Origin of the sequence: Brevibacterium picturae, from assembly GCF_030453725.1 — a bacterium.
In the GTDB taxonomy this organism is placed as follows: domain Bacteria; phylum Actinomycetota; class Actinomycetes; order Actinomycetales; family Brevibacteriaceae; genus Brevibacterium; species Brevibacterium sandarakinum_A.
Genome location: NZ_JAKDJU010000070.1, coordinates 1 through 15224, shown reverse-complemented (window position 1 = coordinate 15224; position 15224 = coordinate 1). Strand labels below are relative to the sequence as shown.

The following is a 15224-nucleotide window of genomic DNA, read 5'->3' as shown; positions in this document are numbered from 1 at the left end:
CCGGCACCGCTGGCTCCCGGCACTGCGTGCGCTGGCTCCCGGCATGGCTTCCTCACGAGTGATTCCGGCACCGCTCAGCGTTGGCGCTGTCGACCTCAGGGATGGTGCAGCAGGTATGTGCCGCCTTTGAGGCAGGTGTCGAGGACCCAGCCGTCGGCGACCAGTGCGGTCAGCGAATCGCGCAGGGCCATCCGCCACCGTGAGGCGAGCTCGGCATCCTGGCCGCGCAGCGCCTCGATGTCGGAGGGGATGTCGAGGGAGACCATCTTGGCTTCCTTGGGCACCTCGGCGACCACGGGCTCGCCGGTGTCGTCACTGCGCAGGCATTCGAAGGCGTCGTCCGCCTCGGCGAGGGTGGACCTGGCCGGCTTGTCGAGCGGCCAGGACACGACCATACGGTCGCTGGCCTGGCCCGCATTGACGCCATCGCGCATCTGCCCGTAGAAATCCTCGAGGTATTCGACCATGCCCACACCCAGGCGTTGGAAGTTGAAGTACGCATTGCGCGCCACCAGCGGATCGAAGGTCCAGGTCATCTCCGTGATGCCCAGGTTGAGGCACCACAGACGCTGGTGCAGCTTCATCGCAGATCCTGCTCCGCGGCCGATGACCTCGTGCCGCACCCCGGCAATGTGCGAATGCATGAGCGTGCCCAAGGGCTGTCCGAAGAAGCCGATCGTCACGCCGATCATCTCGTCGGGCTCGTCGAGGCTGTAGGCCGCCGACACATAGTTTCCCGCATGAGCGAAGGCGACGATGAGTCCGGGTTCGAGCACATTGGTGCCCGTCTCGTCGACACTCCAGACCTCGTCGAGCAGAAGCGCGGCTTCGGCAGCCTCGGCGGCGGTGTGGATCTCGCGCACTTCGATCCGAGCCGCCTCGGCCGCTGCCGCGTACTCGTCCTCGGCCAGGGCGATGATCTCCGAGTCCACTGTGGTCAATCCTTCGCGCGGTGTCATGGTGACATTGTGCCACCGAAGTGCCCATCTGCACGTGGCGAAACGTGCATATCTGAGGGGCCGGTGGAGGTATAGCCTTAAGGATATGAGCTTCTGCGTTGCTGTCATCGGGGCCGGGACGATCGGCCGTTCCTTCGCCTGGCTGTTCGCCCGATCGGGGTATTCGGTGCAGGTCTTCGACCCCAGAGACGACCTCGCCGAGGTGGTCTCCGAGTTGCAGGCCGACGTCAGTGCCGACGCTGCCGCCCACAACATGCTGGCCTCCGAACTCGGCTCCCTCACCCTCGCCGAGTCCGTCGAGACTGCGGTGGCCCAGGCCTCCTTCGTGCAGGAATCGGGGCCGGAGGATCCGCAGGCGAAGCCGAAGCTGTTCGCTCAGATCGCTGCCGCAGCTCCGCCGGACGCGGTCCTTGCGACCTCCTCGTCGACCAACCCCGCGTCATTGATCGCACGACAGCTGCCGGTGCAGGCCGCAGCACGCGTCATCGTCGGCCATCCCTTCAACCCGCCCCACCTGATGCCTCTCGTCGAGGTGGTTCCGGCCCCGGCCACCAGCCCTGAAACGGTGGAGCGGGCGCTTGAGTTCTACCGCAGCTGCGGCCGTGAACCCGTGGCGCTGAATCGTGAAGTTCGCGGGTTCGTCGGCAACCGCCTGCAGAATGCGCTGATGAAGGAGGCGATCTCGTTGGTGGAGAACGGGGTCATCTCGGCCCCCGACCTCGACGCGGTGATGAAGAATTCCCTGGGCCTGCGCTGGTCGGCAGTGGGCCAGTTCGAGGCGATGCACCTCGGCGGGGGAGAGAAGGGGATCCGCGGTTTCATGCACCACATCGGAACCTCGTTCGCTGAGATCGGAGAACTCCCTCTCGACCTCAGCGATGCCGGGATGGCCGAGGTCTATGCCCAGGTCGAGCAGGCCTACGGTCAGAGCCCGAGTGCCGCCGGCGCCGAGGCGCGGGACCGTGCCCAGCGTGCTGTGCTCGAATCGCGTGGTCAGGACAGCACACACTCAGAGGAGTGAGGTGCCCGACCCGATCTTCGCCTCAGACGGCCGCTTGGTACCTCAGACGGCCGCTTGGTAGAAGTACGTGGTGCGTTCAGTGATGAGGCCTTCGGTGTCGAAGAGGAAGAAATCGGCGAAGCCCACGGAGGCGTCGGTGCCGTCCTTGAGCCGGCCGGTGAAGACCCCGCGGCTGGAGGCGCGGTCGCCGTCGACGAGGATCTCCGTCAGCGAATGCGCACCCGACTCGATGACGCGCTCACCGTGATAGAAATCGGTGATCTGACCCCCGACCATGGTCGGATAGCCGGGCCGATCATAATGTCCGTCGGCGGCGAACAGCGCCGAGGTGGCACCCGGGTCCCCGGCATCGACGGTGGAGTAATAGCGCTTCACGAGTTCAGTCACACTGTTCATGGCAACACAGTAACAGCGATCACATTCGGCTCTGTGTTCAATGGGTGGGACGAAGAATTGCCGCCGAGGTGATTGAGCCATAGCGTGGGAGTTGAATCCATGCGTCGACGGGTGCCGAATACGTGGTTCCGCGTCGTTGGATCGAGGTCAACAACCCCAGCAGAAATGAGGCTCGACATGTCCACCATGTATCGCGTGACCAACCCGGCAACCGGCGAGGTGGCCGAGGAATTCGCCACTGCCACCGACTCGGAGATCTTGGCCGCACTGGATCGATCCGCGACCGCGTTCACCGAATGGAGCCAGACTTCCGTGGCCGATCGCGCCGCGATCCTCACCCGCGTCTCCGAGATCTATGCAGAACGTGCCGAGGAACTCGCTGGTGTCATTCAGCAGGAGATGGGCAAGGCCGTTCCCGAAGGCAAGGGCGAGGTCGGACTGAGCTCGGCCATCTACCGCTACTTCGCCGACAATGCCGAGGCATTCATGGCCGATGAGCCCCTGCGCGGACCCGAGGACGGCACGGCGATGATCCGCCGCAAGCCGGTCGGATCACTGCTGGGCATCATGCCCTGGAACTTCCCCTACTACCAGGTCGCACGCTTCGCAGCACCCAACCTGGCATTGGGCAACACGATCCTGCTCAAGCACGCCCCGCAGTGCCCCCGCTCGGCCCAGATCATGGAAGAGATCTTCATCGAGGCCGGACTGCCCGAGGGCGCCTACATCAACATCTATGCGAGCAACGAGCAGGTCGCAGACCTCATCCTGCCCGACCCGCGCAACCACGGCGTCTCGCTGACCGGTTCCGAACGTGCGGGCTCGGCCGTGGCCGCCGAGGCGGGCAAGAACCTCAAGAAGGTCGTCCTCGAGCTCGGCGGATCCGACCCTTACATCCTCCTCGACACCCCTGACGTGGCGAAGAGCGCGAGCACTTTCTTCAAGACTCGCATGGGCAACACCGGACAGGCCTGCAACTCACCCAAGCGCATGATCGTCATGGACGACGTCTACGACGAGTTCTTGTCCTCGATCACCGAGGCTGCGAAGAAGTTCACACCCGAAGCCCCCGGTGATGAAGGCTCCCGCCTGTCACCGCTGTCGTCGGTCGCGGCCGCTGATCGATTCATCGAGCAGGTCCAGGACACCGTCAAGGACGGTGCCACTCTGCTCGCCGGAGGCAAGCGCTACGACGGTGGCGGCGCCTATGTCGAACCGGTCGTCCTGGCCGATGTGGAGAAGGGCATGCGCGGCTACTACGAAGAGCTCTTCGGCCCCGCCGTCATCGTCTACCGGGTCAGCAGCGAGGAAGAGGCCGTCGAGATGGCCAATGACACCCCATTCGGACTCGGCGCCGCCGTGTTCTCCAACGACGTCGAGCGCGCAGAGCGCGTCGGTTCCCAGATCGACTCCGGCATGGTCTTCCTCAATGCGCCCGAAGGCACGCGTGAGTACCTGCCCTTCGGCGGAGTCAAGCGCTCCGGCGTCGGCCGTGAGCTGGGACCGCTGGCCATGGACGAGTTCGTCAACAAGCAGATGGTGTTCAAGAAGAACTGAACCTGAGGTTTCGGCGCACTGCGTCGCCTGAGCCGCTTTCGACTCTCAGGGTGTTGACCGCACCGGCGGTCAGCACCCTGATTGTATGCTGAGGTCCTATACAGTCTTTTCTCAGCAGGAGGTTCTCATGTCGGCACAGAAGCCGTCGACCCAGGTCAACGTCGCGGCCTCAAAGGGGTTCATGCGTCCGGTCAATCGTTTCCTCGAACAGTGGATTCCGTCAGCGCTGACGTTCGCCATCGTTCTCACGCTCATCGTCGCTGTCCTGGCATTCATTCTCACCGGGGCCGGCCCGGTCGACTTAGTCACCAGCTGGGGTGAAGGGCTGGCCGGACTCCTCGAATTCATGACCCAGATGGCCCTCATTCTGCTGCTCGGTCACATCCTCGCCAACACCGGCCCGGTGCAGAAGCTGCTGACCCGGTTGGCCAGGGTCCCCGGCAGTCCGGCCTTCGCCTACGTCTTCGTATTCGTCGTCGCCGCCCTCGCCTGTCTCATCACCTGGGGCCTCGGCCTCGTCGTCGGCGCTCTCCTGGCTCGCGAGATCGCCGTTCAGGCCCGCGACCGCGGGTACAAGGTCCACTTCCCCCTCCTCGTGGCCGCCGGCTATTCGGGGATGGTCGTCTGGCACATGGGGTATTCGGGTTCGGGGCCCCTGACTGCGGCGACCCCCGATTCGTTCCTCGCCGAATCCCTGGGTGGGGAGGTCATTCCTGTCAGTGAGACCATCTTCTCGACCTGGAATCTCCTCGCCATCCTCGCAGTCATCGTCGTCTGTGCGCTCCTGTTCTTCCTCGTGGCGCCGAAGAAGGACGCGCCTGTCTACGAACTGTCCGACTCAGTCACTTCCGAATCGCGGGCAGCCTTCGACGAAGAGGTCGTCACTCCGGCCGACCGCATCGATGCCTCTCGGATCCTCACGCTCATCATCGGGCTCGCGCTCGTGATCTACCTCGCCGTCCACTTCGCCCAGGGTGGAGGGCTGACCCTCGACATCGTCAACTGGTCGTTCCTCGCGCTGATCTTCCTGTTGGTGAAGAACCCCTTCGAGCTCATCCATTTGACCAAGGGAGCCGCGTCCAACGTCGGTGAGATCCTGCTCCAATTCCCTCTGTACGCGGGAATCCTGGGCATCATGTCCGGGACCGGTCTGATCGCCGTGTTCTCCGACGCTCTCGTCTCGGTCGCGAATCCGACGACCTTCGGCATCCTCGCTCTGCTCTCGGCCGGAATCGTCAACTTCTTCGTCCCCTCGGGCGGCGGACAGTTCGCAGTCCAGGGCCCGATCATGCTCGATGCCGCCAACCAGTTGGGCGTTGACCCGTCGGTCGCGATCATGGCGGTCTCCTATGGTGATCAGTGGACGAATATGCTGCAGCCATTCTGGGCGTTGCCGGTCCTGGCCATCGCGGGTCTGAAGATGCGTGACATCCTCGGCTACACCTCGGTGACCTTCCTCGGCTCTGGCGTGGTCATGGTCGCCGCGTTGTTCTTCGTCTCCCTGTGAGGCTGGGCCGATTGCCGCGTATCCACTCGACGCTCGGTTCGGTTGCCGGCGGCTACGGTATGGTAGCCTGCATGGTTGGTCGCATCCGATGAAACCTGTGCGAAACAGGTGGGTGTGCAGTGAGCCGGTGTGAAATCGGCCGGAATGCAGAAGTAGCAAGTCAATTCGGGCGAGATTTCGTCCTATGAAGGAGCAAGCTGATGTCAGCCGCAGTGGACAAACCCGCGGAGAAGTCGAAGAAGGGGGCGAAGGCTGTGCTGCCTCCGGTGAATAAGCCGGTCTTCATCGCAGCAGCACTGGGTACCCTGGCCATCACCATCTGGGCACTCATCGCCCCTACCAACGCCGAGGGGGTCCTCGGTGCCGTCGTCGGCTGGACCTCGGACTGGTTCGGCTGGTTCTACGTCCTCCTCGTCGCCGCGGTCCTCATCTTCGTCATCTATCTCGCGGCCTCGAAGTACGGAAACACCAAGCTCGGCCCCGAGCATTCCAAGCCGGAGTTCGGCCTGCTCGCTTGGGCATCCATGCTCTTCGCCGCCGGTATCAGCACCGACCTCATGTTCTTCGCCGTCTCCGAGCCCGTCACTCAGTACCTGGCACCGCCGAGCACTCAGCCGGAAACCGTTGACGCGGCGCGTGAAGCCACGGTCTGGACACTGTTCCACTACGGTCTCAGCGGTTGGGGACTCTATGCCCTCATGGGCATCGCCCTGGCCTACTTCGCCTATCGGATGAACATGCCATTGGCGATCCGCTCTGCGCTTGCCCCGATCTTCGGCAAACGCGTCCACGGGGCTTTAGGCGACACGGTCGACATCGCTGCGCTGCTGGGCACCGTCTTCGGTGTGGCCACCTCATTGGGCATCGGCGTGGTCATGGTCAACACCGGCCTCAACCAAGTCTTCGGCATCCCTATCGGTGTGGGCTCACAGATCAGCATCGTCGTCGTCGGCATCATCGTGGCGACGCTCTCAGCTGTGTCAGGCGTGGACAAAGGCATCAAGTTCCTCTCGATCCTCAACGTCTTCCTCGCAGTCGCACTGAGCCTCTGGGTCCTCATCGCGGGCAACACCCAGTTCCTCCTCAACGCCTTCGTCCTCAACGTCTTCGACTTCATCAGAATGTTCCCGGACATGGCGGGTCAGACCTTCGCCTTCGAGGACACCGGCACATGGATGACCGACTGGACCCTGTTCTTCTGGGCCTGGTGGATCGCCTTCGCCTCATTCGTCGGACTCTTCCTCGCCCGCATTTCGCGTGGACGCACAATCCGACAGTTCGTGCTCGGGACTCTGACGATTCCGTTCATCTACATCTTCATGTGGATCTCGATCTACGGAAACTCTGCCCTCGACCTCATCCGCAACGGTGACAAGGAATTCGGCGAGAAGACGATGCTCAACCCGGAGGGCGGGTTCTACGAGCTGCTCTCGAACTACCCGGGATTCGTCATCATCGCCGCACTCGCGACGATCACAGCCCTGCTGTTCTACGTCACCACTGCAGACTCCGCCGCACTCGTCATGGCCAACCTCTCCTCGCGTCTGCCGACGCCGCAGGACGACGGGCGTCCGGGGCTGCGCATCTTCTGGGCCATTGCCACCGGTGGACTGACCATTGCCATGCTCATCGTCGGCGGCGTCGGGGCACTGCAGAACGCGACCGTCGTCATGGGGCTGCCCTTCGCCTTCGTCGTCATCCTCGTGATGATCGGGCTCTACAAGGCGCTGCGGGTCGAAGCGAACCGGGTCGACAGCGTCGACCAGAGCCTGCCGGGCTCGCTGGCCAGGCGCTCACGCACAGGCGACGGGCATGAGCCCTGGCAGCGTCAGCTGAGTCGGGTCCTGTCCTTCCCCAGCGGCAACAAGGCCCGCGACTTCGAACGCGAAGTCCTCACTCCCACGTTGGAAGAAGTCGCGGCGGAACTGACTGAACGAGGGGTCGCGGCCCGCTGCGGTCGCATCGACACGGAGGGGCAGTTCGTTGATGACGGCGAGCTCATCCAGCTCGAGGTCGACGGCGAGGGACAATATCCCTTCCGGTATCAGATCTGGCCGCACAAGGTCAGTGTGCCCTCCTTCGGCGGACACGTGCCGCGCGGGACAGAGGACTACTACCGCATGGAGGTCTACCTCGACGGTGGTGCCGGACAGGGCTACGACATCATGGGCTACTCGAAGGAACAGCTCATCGACGATGTCCTCGACAAGTACGGCCGCCACGTGGAGTTCCTGCAGCTGCAGGAGAACATCGCCAACCACGACGACTGACGAGACACGGCGACTGATGTCAGTCTGAGTCAGACCTCGGCCACACTGAGCCCGGTGCCTGCCCTCCCTGAGGGCAGGCGCCGGGCTCAGCCTCGTCCGAGGCCCTCCAAGCACGCCCGCAGCGTGCGCGTGACCGACAGCGCGGTGAGACCGCTGGTGGCCGGGTTCTCCGGGCTCGGCGTGGACGAGATGGAGAACGCGAAATCTCCTGCCGGCCCGGTGGCGGTGATCTCATGGTGCGAATCCTCCTGACGCGGGTCTGCGCGGATCTCCACTCGTGTCCGATGCAGAGCCGCATCCATGAGTTCGTCGTCCGCGCTCGCCTCGAATCCGAGCCCACGCGTCGCCCAGGCCAGCGCCACGGTGATGTTGACGTTGGCGGGAAACTTCACGATCGCCTCGGCGGGGGTGCCGGTGAAGATGGTCAGCGGACCATCTTCGGGGGTCAGACTCTCGAGACGGCGGACCTCCTCGGCGGGCATCCACGGTTGGATCAGGCCGCTGGGCGCCTTCGCCGTCGTGATGGAGACCGTCTCAAGAGCCTGGGCCTGAGCGGCGGCCTCGAGGACGTCGAGGCCACCGATCGCCCCATTCGTGACGTGAAGATCACCCGGCCCGGCCAGGAGTGACTGCCTGGTCGGGCGATCGGCAAGGGCTCCGACGCTGGTGAGGACGAACGGAATTCCGGCAGCCACCACGGCCGGTCCATAGCTCCTGGCCGCTGGGACCCCGGCACATTCGACGACGGCATCGGCCCGAAGCTCAGCCCAGCGCGGGTCCTCGGGGCTCTCGATCTGGATGAGATCGGCTCCCAGATCCCGATGCTCGGCATGCTTGTCGAGGTTGCGGACCAGCGCGGTCAGCGTCACCCGGCCACTCGAGATCTCCGGATGCAACAGGCGCGCGACATGTCGCCCGATCGCCCCGAATCCGATCATCAGCACCGATTTCACTTCGCGCTCCGGCCTCATGACATCAGGGTACACATCGACGGACATTGCAGTGTCAGTGCGCCGGGGTACCGTAACGGTGTGGATGAGCGAAGCAGGGGAGAGACACCGATGACAGAGACGAACGTCGACGATTGCACAGCCACTGACGGTGCCATGGTGGGTGACGACGGACTCGCCCGATCTCCGTGGTCATACGGTGATCCGCTGCTGCGCAGCTACTACGACACCGAATGGGGAATGCCCGTGCGGGACGAGTCCGGGATGTTCGAGCGGCTGAGCCTCGAAGGCTTCCAAGCCGGGCTGTCGTGGCTGACGATCCTGAAGAAGCGCGAGCGCTTCCGGGAGGTCTTCGCGCATTTCGACGCTGAGGCGGTTGCCGGGTTCGGCGAGTCCGAAATCGAAGGCCTGCTCGCCGATGCGGGAATCATCCGGCATCGCGGAAAGATCGAAGCCTGCATCGGAAATGCCCGCGCCACACTGGCGATGCGCGATGAAGGGGGCCTCGCCGATTTCGTCTGGAGCTTCCAACCGGAGACCACACCACGTCCTCGCAGTCTGAGTGAGGTGCCCACGACGAGTCCTGAGTCTCTGGCGCTGTCGAAGGCGCTGAAGAAGAAGGGGTTCCGATTCGTCGGACCGACCACCATGTACGCGCTGATGGAAGCGGTCGGTATGGTTGACACGCACGTCCTCGGATCCCATCGCCGAGGCGCGTCCGGAGTCTGGAACGACTGATCCCGGCAGAGGTCTGAACCAATGATCGATGATCCTGATGAAAGGCTGGAATGAACGATATCCGAGTCAGTGCACTCGTCCTGCTGCACCCTCTCGAACCCCTTCTGCTCATGGTGCGCAAAGAGGGCACGACGTCGTTCATGCTCCCCGGCGGCAAGCCTGAAGCCGGTGAGAGCGCCGAGGCGACGATCATCCGGGAGATCAGCGAAGAGCTCGGCCTCACCCTCGATATCGGTCACCTCTCACCGCTGGGAACCTTTGCCGCAGATGCGGCCAATGAAGCCGAGCACACGGTGATCGGGGACGTGTTCTGCTATGAGGGCCTGCCTGCTGAACTCGACGTCGATCGGATCAACCATCAGGCCGAGATTGCTGAGGCCGCGTGGTTTCCCTACGCACCGATGCCGGCAGACGACGCGGAGCGTCAGTTTGCCCCACTGACTCGTCTACAGGTTGTTCCGGCGCTGGCGGAACGGGGCCTGCTCGCGCAGTGACGCGCCTGCTCACGTGGTGACACGCGGTGACCCTCAGACGCCTCGGCGCTGGAATGCCAGCTCGAGGACGAACAGGTGGACGGCATGGCCCAGTGCCAGGCCGGCGGTGAGGAAACTGAGGACGATGTCGAAGACGCCGAAGTCCGTGTAGGGCGGAGGGTCGACGTATCCGGGGGACTGCAGCAGCGTGGAACCGACGACGGTCGCTCCCACCAGGATCGCGATGAGACCACTCGTCGACAGTTTTCCCACCGCGGCGACAGCCAGCAGCAGTGCTGTCAGGAGAAGGATCACCAGCGCCATCAGGTCGAAGCTGGGTCCGAGCCGAAATACCTCCTGCCACAGGTTTCCGTAGTTGATCGAGCTGTGCGGTTTGGGCTCGTAGTAGGGGAAGAAAGTCAGGGAGATGGCCAGCAGGCACAGTGGTCCGTAGAAGTGGGCGTACAGGGCGTTGATTCGCGTGATCCGTGAGTTGAGAAGTTCGACCCGGATCATCTGCTCGGGCAGAGTCATGTGCTGTCCGTCCTTATGGTCGGTCGTGAGTCATCGATTTTTGTGACCTCCGGGCCACGACGGCGGTCGCCGCCGATGTGAAGATGAGAGCAAGCATGCTCAGACCGACCCCGATGACTGAGAATCCCGGGCCCGGCGGGATGTGAAGCCCGTTGCTCGCTCGAGGGCCGATGCGTCCGATCGGGGGAGTGGCCCCGTCCGTGCCCGCACCGGTATGGGCTCCGCCGGTTTCGGAGCCGGTATGTGTGTTGTCGGCGGGGATGACGGGCAGAACCGAGAATGATTCGCTCAGGTACCCCTCGGCCATGCTCTGCTTCGAAGTGATTTCAGCCTGGTAGCCGCCCGCGTAGGCGTTGGTCGGTCTGCCGGGTGAGCCGCCGATTCGAAACGTCACTGTCCCATCGGGTCGAGCCCGTTTCCGGTCGTGGATGGCTTCGATTCCCGACGGCGTCGAAGCGATGTCGAGTCGCACCTCCTCACCTGGGAGGAAGCCTGTGGCTGTGAGAGTCACCGCGTCGTTGTCGGTGATGAAATCGGTGGTGGCTACGGCCCGTGGACTGACGTCGACGACCGTCGGCAGGCCGTGAGCGTATTCGTGGGCCAGAGCAGGGCCGGTCTGCAGGCTGGTTCCCAGAATGCAGGCGGAGGCTGTCACGGCCACGGGGTTCCGCCATTTCGATGGGCGCATATGTCTTCTCCAAACGACTGTTGAATGCGAAACTGCAGATGACAATGGGTTCTGATGATTTCGTCCGCAGGTGTTGAAAGGGATCTTTGCCTCGGGAAAATTCAAGTGTGGTGGAATTCGACCACAATGAATTCGCGGAATAATCGCTGCGTTATTCCAATGATTTCTTAGAAAGCTACAGTTCGACGTTTGCCGGAGACAAGGAAAGGATGAGACTCACGTGTCATGCCCGCGAAATGACAGGTGGCACCGGAGTTTTCGCAGGCAGGGCACGTGAGGATCGTCAGGCATTGGACCGGGCTGGGCGCGCCACGTTATAGGGAGGTGGCCGACTCCGGTGAAGTCGCCGTCGGTCCCGACGGTGGTGTCGCACGCAGCAGCCGCTCCGACAGTGCGCGGATTTCCGCGTTGAGTTCGGGCGAGTCCTCGACTGTGAACTCGACATCGAGCCTGGCCAGCGTCAACGCCATGGTGCGAACGCACTCCGCACCGATCACCACGGTTGAGCGCAGCTCGTCGAGAGCCTCGACGGTGCCCTCGGCGGGCATCAGCATCTTCACGACCTCGGATGCTGCAGCCTGCACGGTGACTGTCGCTGTGCAATTCCATCTGCTGGCCGAGACATTGCGCTCGACGTAGGCACCGATGTCCTTGGCGGGAAGTTCCCGGGGTTCGAAGCGTCGACCGCCGGGCAGTTTGGCGACGATGTGTTCGACCCGGAAGATCGCCCAAGTGTCCTCCGCAGGATCGAAGGTCAGGAGGTACCAGCGATGCTGATGATTGACCAGACGATAGGGCTCCACCTCGAACTCTCCGCTGTGTCCTTGATCTGAGGGCGCGCTCCTCGGTTCCGGAGGCGCGCCTCCGTGATCTGGAGGTGACTCGGCCTCGGCACGGTAGGAGAATCTGAACCGCTGGTGACCGTGACAGTATTCGATGATCAGAGTCAGCAGGTTCGGGTCGACGATCGGCATCGGATGGTTGCCGGCCATCGGGACCGTGAAATGGGCCAAGTTCTTCACGCGGTTGCGCACGCCGGCGGGCAGAATCTGTTCGAGCTTTGCCAGGGCCTGCGCCGAAGTCTCTTCCATTCCGCCGATGATGCAGCTGAGTCCCGAGTGCAGCCCCACGGCGACAGCGACCGCCTCGTCGGGATTGAGCAGCAGCGGCGGCACAGCCGAACCGCCGGATCCCAGCCGATAGCCGCCCTCACCGCCGCGAGTCCCCTCGACGGGGTAGCCGAGATCGCGGAGTGTGCCGATGTCATTGCGAACCGTGCGTGAGCTGACGTTGAGACGCTCCGCCAGTTCCGTGCCTGACCAGGTCCGGGGGACCATCAGCAATGACAGTAATCCGAGCAGACGTCCTGCTGTCTGTGACATTTTCTGTTGTCTTCGTCGGTTTAGGAAGACCTCCTGCCTAATCAGACAATAGCATTCGAATGATGAATTCGTAATGATCTGCCGGCAGCAGCACATCCGTGACGCAAGTGGAGGAACAGCGAAATTCATGTGTACGCAATTATCTCCTGCGAGTGATTCGAGGAGACAACACGGGACGATCGTCAACGTTTATCTTGATCTCTACACATCTGCCCGAAAGAAAGACAAGGGGTGGATCCTCGACGAGATCGTCGTGATGACAGGGTGGTCACGCGACCATGTCCGCAGGCTTCTTGCTCAGTTGGCCCGACGGCGGGAATCCCCGCCATCCGAGCCTGACCGCCGGTGCCACAGAGAGGGCAAATACTCCGAGGAGGCCAGAGCCTCATTGGAACGAGTCTGGGACTGGTCCGGGCGACAGAGTGGAAAATACCTGGCCGCCGCCATGCCTCTGCTGCTCGATTCTTTGGAACGACACGGCTCCCTGACGGCCGGACGCGACGGATACAGTCCGTCGGTGAAAGAGGAGCTGTTGTCCGTCAGTGCGGCCTCGATCGACAGGTACCTGCGGTATGCCCGATCCTGTGACTTCGCGATCCGCAATGTCTCGACACGACGCTCGCATGCGCCCAGCGCGGACTTCCTCGACTTCGCGGGAGGGGAGAACGAGGCCGAGCCGGGTTTCTTCGTCGCCGATACCGTTGCCCACCCCGGCTCGACCTTGGACGGGGACTATGTATTCACGCTCAATGCGACGTGCGTGCACACCGGCTGGGTATTCACTCGCAGCATTGCGGACAACACCCCTGAGCAAGTCGTCGATCTTCTGCAATGGTCACTCGATGAGATCACAGGCATTCCCTTCTGGGTCAATGCCGTCGAACTGGTCAATGCGTGCCATGGTGTCCATGGTTTCGCCGGCTCATGGGCGAGAGAGCTCGACATCCACTACAGCCCCGTGGTCAAAGATCACCAGCGCGACCGACTTCCGGAGGCATCGAGGCATCAGCACCTCGTCCATGAGTACGGATTCGTCAATCGCTACGACACCGAGGATGCGCGCCAGGCACTCAACCATCTGTGGAGGGTGGTCAACGACCGTCTGAACTTCTTCACTCCGACGCGGAAGCCGATCGCCTGGGTCAGGGACTCGGCCGGCCATCGCAAGCGGATCTACGACGAACCCGCCACGCCGTTGGACCGTCTCAGTGGGGCGGGCGTGATGTCGCCGGTTCAGGAGGCCGAGCTGATCACCTACCGCAACAGCCTCAACCCCGCGAGGCTCACGGCAGAGATCGGTCACTGGCAGAAGCGGCTGCAGGAACTCACTCGACCGATGCGGTGATGGCGCCACCGCTGCGAGCGGCCGCGCCCATGGCAAAAGCTCCAATTGTAGCAGGAAGCCCTGCCGAGAAACCACCCCCGCTCGCGTCTTTGATAAGACTCGCATTTTGGGGGTTACAATCGTGTAACTTCCAGGTACAGTGAAGATCGATTGTGATCCGACGAACCTTCTGAAACATGACACAACGATATGTGTTGCCCCGAGTCCGAGGCTCGCCCGTATGGCAGCGGGATGGCGCTCCGGCAGGGATTCACCGGGGTTGGAGACGACCACCATCGCCGAGGGGGTCGGTGTGCAGCCAGGCCATCCTCGAGTTCCGGAAGAACCGGGTTGTAGATGAGCGCCTTGAGAGATGGCTGAGAAATTGTGTGCACTGATGGAAGTGATCGACAGGTGAGAGTGAGCGAACGGCCGTTGCGGTGCAGTCTGCGAGACGGCTCATGATCCAAACCGTTGCCATTTCGATGATCGCCTATGCGGGGGTGGCCGTGTTCATCATCATCCTGCTGCTGTCGAAGGCCGATTACGGACGATCGTGGCGCGATCGCAGAGATGCTGCACGGATGGGATTCTTCGTCCCCGTCTGGCCCCTGTTGGTGCTGTACCTGATCGCCCGTGCAGTGTCGCGCATGTGGCAATTGGCCGACTGGGGACGGACGCGTGGGGCTCAGGCGCATCGACGGTAAGCACTGAGGTGAGGCACGCTCCTCAACGCGATTCGTGACAGTTCAACGCGGTTCGTGTCAATTCACCATGGACTGGTGTCAGTCGTTGGGCGTCCGCGAGTAGGCGATGAGCGCCCGATACAGGTCGAGCGGTGTGCAGTTCGCGCCCTTCGCCAGTGACTTCACCAATTTCCGATAGGCCTGATAGTCCGTCTGATTCGGGTTGGTCGATTCGATCAGGTCGAACTCGTGCAGGACACCTGTGGCGCGGGAGTCCATGATGGAGAACTTCTTCGGGTTGAACACCGTGAGCAGAGTGCTGGCCAACGGCCTGCCGACACCGGGGAGCACCGTGAGGAACGGCATCCGCAGGCGATTCGGTGTGTCCTCGTCCAGAGCCACCGCGCTCACATATTCGATGTCATCGGCGTCGAGGCCTTCGAAGGTCGCCCGTGTAGCGACGGATTTCCACTCGGCAACTTTGAGGAAGTGCTTGCGCTTGTAGGACTCACGTTTGACGACCTTCGGTCCGATGGAATCGAAGATCTCAGCCTCGGTCTCAGTGACTGTGTACTGAGGCTCGAATCGCAGCACGAAGGCCGTGTCGATGACGCCGCTGGAATCAGTTTCTGTGATGGAGGTCATGACGTGATTGTACAGACGGGCATCGACCTGGTGATGAACTTCCGACGACGCTGTTTCCCGCAGTGCTCCAGTCTCCAGACCTCGTTCCCGGCCC

The 15224-nt window shown here is 62.8% G+C and carries 15 protein-coding genes; 8 read left to right on the top strand and 7 right to left on the bottom strand.

What is annotated here, in order from left to right; translation table 11 throughout:
* Positions 1 to 95: 95 nt before the first annotated feature.
* Positions 96 to 959 carry a hypothetical protein gene (locus L0G76_RS08805; RefSeq protein ID WP_304356923.1) on the bottom strand — a complete coding sequence of 288 codons (864 nt, stop codon included), beginning with the start codon at positions 957 to 959 and terminating at the stop codon, positions 96 to 98.
* A gap of 85 nt (positions 960 to 1044) precedes the next feature.
* Between L0G76_RS08805 and L0G76_RS08800 the strand changes: the two genes are divergently transcribed.
* On the top strand, positions 1045 to 1980 hold the full coding sequence (locus tag L0G76_RS08800; RefSeq protein WP_304356922.1) for a 3-hydroxyacyl-CoA dehydrogenase NAD-binding domain-containing protein: 936 nt from the start codon (positions 1045 to 1047) through the stop codon (positions 1978 to 1980).
* Positions 1981 to 2022: 42 nt separating this feature from the next.
* On the opposite strand, the gene L0G76_RS08795 is transcribed toward L0G76_RS08800, so the two are convergent.
* Positions 2023 to 2376 (bottom strand): nuclear transport factor 2 family protein, encoded by a 354-nt coding sequence (locus L0G76_RS08795; protein WP_304356921.1) that lies wholly within the window; start codon positions 2374 to 2376, stop codon positions 2023 to 2025.
* Between the two features lie 177 nt (positions 2377 to 2553).
* Between L0G76_RS08795 and L0G76_RS08790 the strand changes: the two genes are divergently transcribed.
* The 3 genes from L0G76_RS08790 to betT all read left to right on the top strand — a co-directional run bounded on the left by L0G76_RS08790 (position 2554) and on the right by betT (position 7710).
* Positions 2554 to 3933 carry an NAD-dependent succinate-semialdehyde dehydrogenase gene (locus tag L0G76_RS08790; RefSeq protein WP_304356920.1) on the top strand — a complete coding sequence of 460 codons (1380 nt, stop codon included), beginning with the start codon at positions 2554 to 2556 and terminating at the stop codon, positions 3931 to 3933.
* A gap of 127 nt (positions 3934 to 4060) precedes the next feature.
* Entirely contained in the window at positions 4061 to 5440 is a 1380-nt protein-coding gene (locus L0G76_RS08785) for a short-chain fatty acid transporter (RefSeq protein ID WP_304356919.1), read from the top strand.
* Positions 5441 to 5640: 200 nt separating this feature from the next.
* Complete coding sequence (gene betT / locus L0G76_RS08780) at positions 5641 to 7710, top strand: choline BCCT transporter BetT (RefSeq protein WP_304356918.1); 2070 nt, start codon at positions 5641 to 5643, stop codon at positions 7708 to 7710.
* Positions 7711 to 7796: 86 nt separating this feature from the next.
* On the opposite strand, the gene L0G76_RS08775 is transcribed toward betT, so the two are convergent.
* On the bottom strand, positions 7797 to 8681 hold the full coding sequence (locus L0G76_RS08775; protein ID WP_304356917.1) for an aspartate dehydrogenase domain-containing protein: 885 nt from the start codon (positions 8679 to 8681) through the stop codon (positions 7797 to 7799).
* A gap of 90 nt (positions 8682 to 8771) precedes the next feature.
* On the opposite strand from L0G76_RS08775, the gene L0G76_RS08770 reads away from it, so the two are divergent.
* The gene (locus L0G76_RS08770) at positions 8772 to 9398 is read left to right on the top strand and encodes a DNA-3-methyladenine glycosylase I (RefSeq protein WP_304356916.1); all 627 of its coding nucleotides are present in this window, start codon (positions 8772 to 8774) and stop codon (positions 9396 to 9398) included.
* Positions 9399 to 9448: 50 nt separating this feature from the next.
* A complete protein-coding gene (locus tag L0G76_RS08765) occupies positions 9449 to 9892 on the top strand; it encodes an NUDIX hydrolase (protein WP_304356915.1) in 444 nt (147 codons plus the stop codon).
* 33 nt (positions 9893 to 9925) lie between these two features.
* Here L0G76_RS08765 and L0G76_RS08760 read toward each other — a convergent pair whose 3' ends face one another.
* The 3 genes from L0G76_RS08760 to L0G76_RS08750 form a co-directional block, all read right to left on the bottom strand.
* On the bottom strand, positions 9926 to 10405 hold the full coding sequence (locus tag L0G76_RS08760; protein ID WP_304356914.1) for a hypothetical protein: 480 nt from the start codon (positions 10403 to 10405) through the stop codon (positions 9926 to 9928).
* Between the two features lie 13 nt (positions 10406 to 10418).
* Positions 10419 to 11093 carry a hypothetical protein gene (locus L0G76_RS08755; protein WP_304356913.1) on the bottom strand — a complete coding sequence of 225 codons (675 nt, stop codon included), beginning with the start codon at positions 11091 to 11093 and terminating at the stop codon, positions 10419 to 10421.
* A 314-nt stretch (positions 11094 to 11407) separates the two neighbouring features.
* The gene (locus L0G76_RS08750; protein ID WP_304356912.1) at positions 11408 to 12475 is read right to left on the bottom strand and encodes a helix-turn-helix transcriptional regulator; all 1068 of its coding nucleotides are present in this window, start codon (positions 12473 to 12475) and stop codon (positions 11408 to 11410) included.
* Between the two features lie 127 nt (positions 12476 to 12602).
* On the opposite strand from L0G76_RS08750, the gene L0G76_RS08745 reads away from it, so the two are divergent.
* Positions 12603 to 13820, top strand: a complete 1218-nt coding sequence (locus L0G76_RS08745) for an integrase (protein ID WP_304356911.1) — start codon at positions 12603 to 12605, stop codon at positions 13818 to 13820.
* A 440-nt stretch (positions 13821 to 14260) separates the two neighbouring features.
* A complete protein-coding gene (locus L0G76_RS08740) occupies positions 14261 to 14506 on the top strand; it encodes a hypothetical protein (RefSeq protein ID WP_304356910.1) in 246 nt (81 codons plus the stop codon).
* A 78-nt stretch (positions 14507 to 14584) separates the two neighbouring features.
* On the opposite strand, the gene L0G76_RS08735 is transcribed toward L0G76_RS08740, so the two are convergent.
* On the bottom strand, positions 14585 to 15130 hold the full coding sequence (locus tag L0G76_RS08735) for a hypothetical protein (RefSeq protein ID WP_304356909.1): 546 nt from the start codon (positions 15128 to 15130) through the stop codon (positions 14585 to 14587).
* Positions 15131 to 15224: the final 94 nt, after the last annotated feature.